The organism is Streptomyces phytophilus (genome assembly GCF_013870535.1).
GTDB lineage: Bacteria > Actinomycetota > Actinomycetes > Streptomycetales > Streptomycetaceae > Streptomyces > Streptomyces phytophilus.
On the sequence record NZ_JACBXC010000400.1, the window covers coordinates 1 to 4821 of the forward strand.

At 71.2% G+C, this 4821-nt stretch carries 3 protein-coding genes; all 3 read right to left on the minus strand.

Annotated elements, in window-relative coordinates; genetic code table 11:
- Window positions 1-6 precede the first annotated feature (6 nt).
- The 3 genes from H5J30_RS17805 to H5J30_RS17815 all read right to left on the minus strand — a co-directional run bounded on the left by H5J30_RS17805 (window position 7) and on the right by H5J30_RS17815 (window position 4591).
- Window positions 7-978, minus strand: a complete 972-nt coding sequence (locus H5J30_RS17805; RefSeq protein WP_181788406.1) for a sugar phosphate isomerase/epimerase family protein — start codon at window positions 976-978, stop codon at window positions 7-9.
- 91 nt (window positions 979-1069) lie between these two features.
- Window positions 1070-3169 carry a PQQ-dependent sugar dehydrogenase gene (locus H5J30_RS17810; protein WP_181788407.1) on the minus strand — a complete coding sequence of 700 codons (2100 nt, stop codon included), beginning with the start codon at window positions 3167-3169 and terminating at the stop codon, window positions 1070-1072.
- Window positions 3170-3502: 333 nt separating this feature from the next.
- Entirely contained in the window at window positions 3503-4591 is a 1089-nt protein-coding gene (locus H5J30_RS17815; RefSeq protein WP_181788408.1) for a mechanosensitive ion channel family protein, read from the minus strand.
- Window positions 4592-4821: the final 230 nt, after the last annotated feature.

Here is a 4821-nt window from a genome sequence, read left to right on the forward strand (position 1 = left end):
GGGGTCTCAGCAGCCCCGGCCGCGCAGGGCCACCATCGCGTCGTAGCTCGTCTCGGCCGCCCAGATCGAGCCCTGCGGCTCCTGCGGCCCGCGGTCCTGCTCCCAGAAGTACAGCGGCAGGCCCGGCGCCCGCAGCCCGCTGAAGAAGCGGCGGAAGTCCAGCTCGCCCTGGCCGAAGACGACGTCGCGGTACTGGTTCGTCTGCGCCGGGTCCCGCACGCCGTCCTTGACGTGGAAGGCGACGTAGCGCTGCGGGGCGGCGTTGACGTAGTCCAGCGGGTCGAACTCGCCGAGCTGGTCGCGGAAGCGGACCGAGGCGCCGAACGCCCAGAGGATGTCCAGCTCCAGGAAGACGTACCGCGGGTCGGTGCCGCTCAGGAACAGGTCGTGGCGCCGCTTGCCCGGCCGGTCGGTGACCGGGCCGAACTCGTTGGTGTGGTTGTGCTGGTAGACCTTCAGCCCGTAGCTCCTGGCCACCTCGCCGGACTCGTTGAACCGGTCGGCGCCGGCCTGGATCTCCGCCGCCGTACCGCCGGGGAAGTCGCTGGCGGTGCCGACGAGGTCCATGCCGAGCGCGGCGGCGTTCTCGAACTCCCGCTCGCGGGTGTCCGCGTTGAGCAGCGCGTCGAGCCCGAGGTGGGCGCCGCCGGCGCGCAGGCCGTTGTCGTCGAGCAGCTTGCGCAGCTTGGGGACGGTCATGTCCGGCTCGGCCGGCGAGGTGTAGCCGGCGAACTCGATGTACTTGTAGCCGATCTCGGCCAGCTCCTGGAGCACGGGCGTGAAGCCGCGCTGCTGGATCTGGTCGCGGACGCTGTAGAGCTGCAGGCCGATACGGCCCCGGGGGATCAGGCCGCCGCGCCCGCGGGCGGCGGCGGGGGCCGCGAGGGCCCCGGCGCCCGCGGCGAGCGCGGCGGTACCGGCCGCGGTACCCGCGGCGGCCCGGAGGAATCCACGGCGGTGCAGGCTGGGCTTGCTCATGTCGTGTCTCTCCTGCGAGGTTCGGGTGTGGACGGGGTGGGAACCGCGGGGTGGCGTACGCGCGCACGCCACCCCGCGCCGTACCGGAAGGTCAGCCGACGGCCTTCGTGACGGCCCGGTCGCTGCCGGTCAGGCCGCCCGCGTCGGTGTACTCGGCGACGAACACGCCGGTGACGTTGCCCTCGGAGGGGTCGTGACCCGCGACGGGCTCGGTCTGGATCGTGCCGGTGCAGCCCGCGGTGGTGCTCTGCGGGTGCCCGTGCGCGTCATGGCCCACGATGTAGTGCACCTTGACCTGGCTGCAGTCCACCTCGGCCTCGTCGGTCACGGTGACCTCGAACTCGACCGCGTCGCCGAAGTGGAACTCCTGGTCGTCGACCGGCTTGACCAGGGTCACCTCGGGCGCCTGGTCCCCGACGACGACGTCGACGTCCTTGTACGCCGCCCGGCCCTTGCTGTCGGTGACCTTCAGGGCCGCCTTGTGGGTGCCGTCCTTCTCGTACGTGTACGAGGGGCTGACGTCGGTGGAGTCGGTCCTGCCGTCACCGTCGAAGTCCCAGGCGTAGCGCACCCGGTCGCCGTCCGGGTCCGCGGTGCCCTCGGCGGAGAACTCGACGGTCAGCGGCGCGAGGCCCTTGACCGGCGTGGCGGCCAGCTCGGCCTTCGGCGCGTGGTTGCCGGTGCGGCCGATGTAGTCGATCCGCGAGAGCTGCGCGTCCGGGTTCTCCGAGAAGTAGCCGTCGCCGTACTCCAGGACGTAGAGGGCACCGTCCGGGCCGAACTCCAGGTCCATGGGGTTGTCGACGGGCGGCTTCCCGACCCCCTGGGCGACCGGGTTGACCGCTTCCACGGCGCCGGAGCGGTCGAGCCTGAACTCCTTGATGTAGTCCCGGCCCCACTCGGCGAACAGCGGCGTCCCGTCGTAGTACCGCGGCCAGGCCACGGCCCGGTTGCGCACCTCGGTCGACGGCTTGTACTCGTACGCCGGTCCGGCCATCGGGGCGATGCCGCCGGTGCCCAGGCCCGGGAACTCGGCGGACTGGCCGTAGGAGTACCAGACCTCCGGCTGCTCCACCTCGGGCAGCTCGGTGCGGCCGGTGTTGTGCGGCGAGGTGTTCACCGGCTCGGCGCAGTCGAAGGGCTCGCCGGAGGTCCCGGTGGCGAAGTCGTAGTCGTTGTACGGCAGCTGGCCGGTGGCGCAGTACGGCCAGCCGTAGTTGGCGGGCTCGTCGAGCACCAGCCACTTGCCCTGCCCGGCGGGGCCGCGGGTGTCGCTGTTCTCGCGGGCGTCGGGGGAGTAGTCGGCCACGTAGACGTCGTCGGTCTGCGGGTCGATCTCCATCCGGTACGGGTTGCGCAGGCCCATGGCGTAGATCTCCGGCCGGGTCTTCTCGGTTCCCGGCTTGAAGAGGTTGCCCCTGGGTATCGCGTACGAGCCGTCGCCGCGGACCTTGATGCGCAGCACCTTGCCGCGCAGGTCGTTGGTGTTCCCGGAGGTCCGCTGGGCGTCGAACGCCGGGTTGCGGCTGTCCCGTTCGTCGATCGGCGCGTAGCCGTCGGACTCGAACGGGTTGGTGTCGTCACCGGTGGTCAGGTACAGGTTGTCGGCGGAGTCGAAGGCGATGTCGCCGCCGACGTGGCAGCAGATGCCGCGGTCGACCGGGACCTGGAGGATCTTCTGCTCGGTGGCGAGGTCGAGGGTGTCGCCCTTGAGCTTGTACCGGGAGAGCTGCAGGTGGCCCTTGTAGGGGTCCCAGTCCCCCTGCGTGCCCTCGAAGGGAGCGTCGCCCTCGTTGACGGGCGTGTCGGGGTCGTCGACCGGGGTGTCCAGCGGCGGCGAGTAGTAGAGGTAGACCCACTTGTTCTTGCGGAAGTCGGGGTCGATGGCGACGTTCTGCAGGCCCTCCTCGTCGTGCTGGTACACGTCGAGTTCGGCGGCCAGCTTGTTCACGCCGCTGTCCGGGTCGTTGAGCCAGACCTTGCCGGCGCGGGTCACGTGCAGGACCCGCTCGTCCGGCAGGACGGCGAGGTCGAGCGGCTCGCCCGGACGGTCGTTGAGTGTGATCTTCTCGAAGGCGGAGTCAGGCGGCGGCTGCGCGGCGGCTTCCGGCGCCGCGGCGGTCGCGCCGGGCGCGACCAGCAGCGCGGCGCTGACCGCGCCGGCGGCGAACAGGGCCAGTCTTCGTAGCATTTCCCCTCCCAGGGGCTGGACGGCAAGGCGGCTGGACACGCTCCTGGGTGGTCGACCCGTTTGCGCCGTCCTTGATCGGCCCGCGCGCTGCGGCTCGTGCGCGGCTTCACGTCCCCCCGCCGTCCACGTCCCGACATGTGACGGCGGCCGGTTGGAGATTAGACCTCTTTCGACGCAACGCCAATGCCTACGACCAGAATTAGCATCACTTTGTCTTTGGAAAGAGCAAACTAGGGTGTGGTCACGGACGGTTCGGCCCCGCCGGGCCGGGAAGGATCACCGGGCGGGGCCGTCACGGGAGGCGGAGGCGGCGGGCCCGGCGGGCGGCGCGGTTCAGCCGAGGGTCTTGCCCGCGGCGGGGACGTCCGACGCCCCGCGCTGGCGCGGCAGCAGCGCCGCCGGGGCGTCCTGGTGGTGCAGGACGACGTTGCGGACGGGGTGGGCGATCTCGATGCCCTCTTCCCGGTAGCGCAGTTGCAGCCGCTTGATGAACTCGTGCTTGATCCGGAACTGGTCGCTGAACTCGACGGCGCGCAGCACCACCGAGAAGCCGGCGCGCGAGTCGCCGAAGGTGTGGAAGCGGACGACCGGGTCGTACTCCGGCACGCCGCCCTCGACCGCCGCCATGACCTGCTGCGCCACCTCGACCGTCACCCGCTCGACCAGGTCGAGGTCGCTGGAGAGCGCCACGCCCGCCTGGACGACGATGGACAACTCCTGCTCCGGGCGGTGGTAGTTCGTCATGATGGTGCTGGCGAGCTGGTCGTTGGGGATGACGACGAGGTTGTCCGACTGGGTGCGGATCACGGTGTTGCGCCAGTTGATGTCGGTGACGTAGCCCTCCTCGCCGCTGCTGAGCCGGATGTAGTCGCCGACCTGCACCGTCTTGGAGGCCAGGATGTGCACCCCGGCGAAGAGGTTGGCGAGCGTGTCCTGCAGCGCCAGTGCGACCGCCAGGCCGCCGACGCCGAGCGCGGTGAGCAGCGGGGCGATGGAGATGCCCAGGGTCTCCAGCAGGATCAGCAGCCCTATCGCCAGCACCGCGATGCGTGTGATGTTCACCAGGATCGTGGCGGAGCCCACGCCCTGCGAGCGGACGCCCATGAGCTGTGCGACGACCCGGGCGGCGGCGACGGTGACCGTCAGGATGAGCACGGCGACCACGATCTGGTCCACGGTGTGCTCGACCGGGCGCTTCAGCGGCAGCGAGGCGGCGGCGATCGAGACGCCGCCGGCCAGCGCGCCCCACGGGGCCATCGTGCGCAGGGCGCCGACGAGGATGTCGTCGCCGGCCCAGCTCGTCCGCGTCGCGCCCTTGCCCAGCCAGCCCAGCAGCACGCGCAGCAGCAGGCCGACGCCGATGCCGCCGAGGACCGCGGAGCCGGCGACGACCAGATCGTGCAGAGTGAGGGCTCGGTTCACCTTGATACCTGTCTTCGTTCGGGAACGGGTGCACGTCCGGACGCCTGTGCGATCCGGCGTGCCCGCCATCCTGCCGTATCCGGTGGGGGAGTTGGCCGCGCGGCCGGAGGAAGCGGACGGTCCTGTCCCGGTTGCGGGCGCGCGGGGCATCCGCGATGCGGAGGCGGAAGTTCAGGGTCAGCCCTGAGGTGCGGTGCCCGCCGCGTGGCTACGGTGGTCCGCACCGGCTC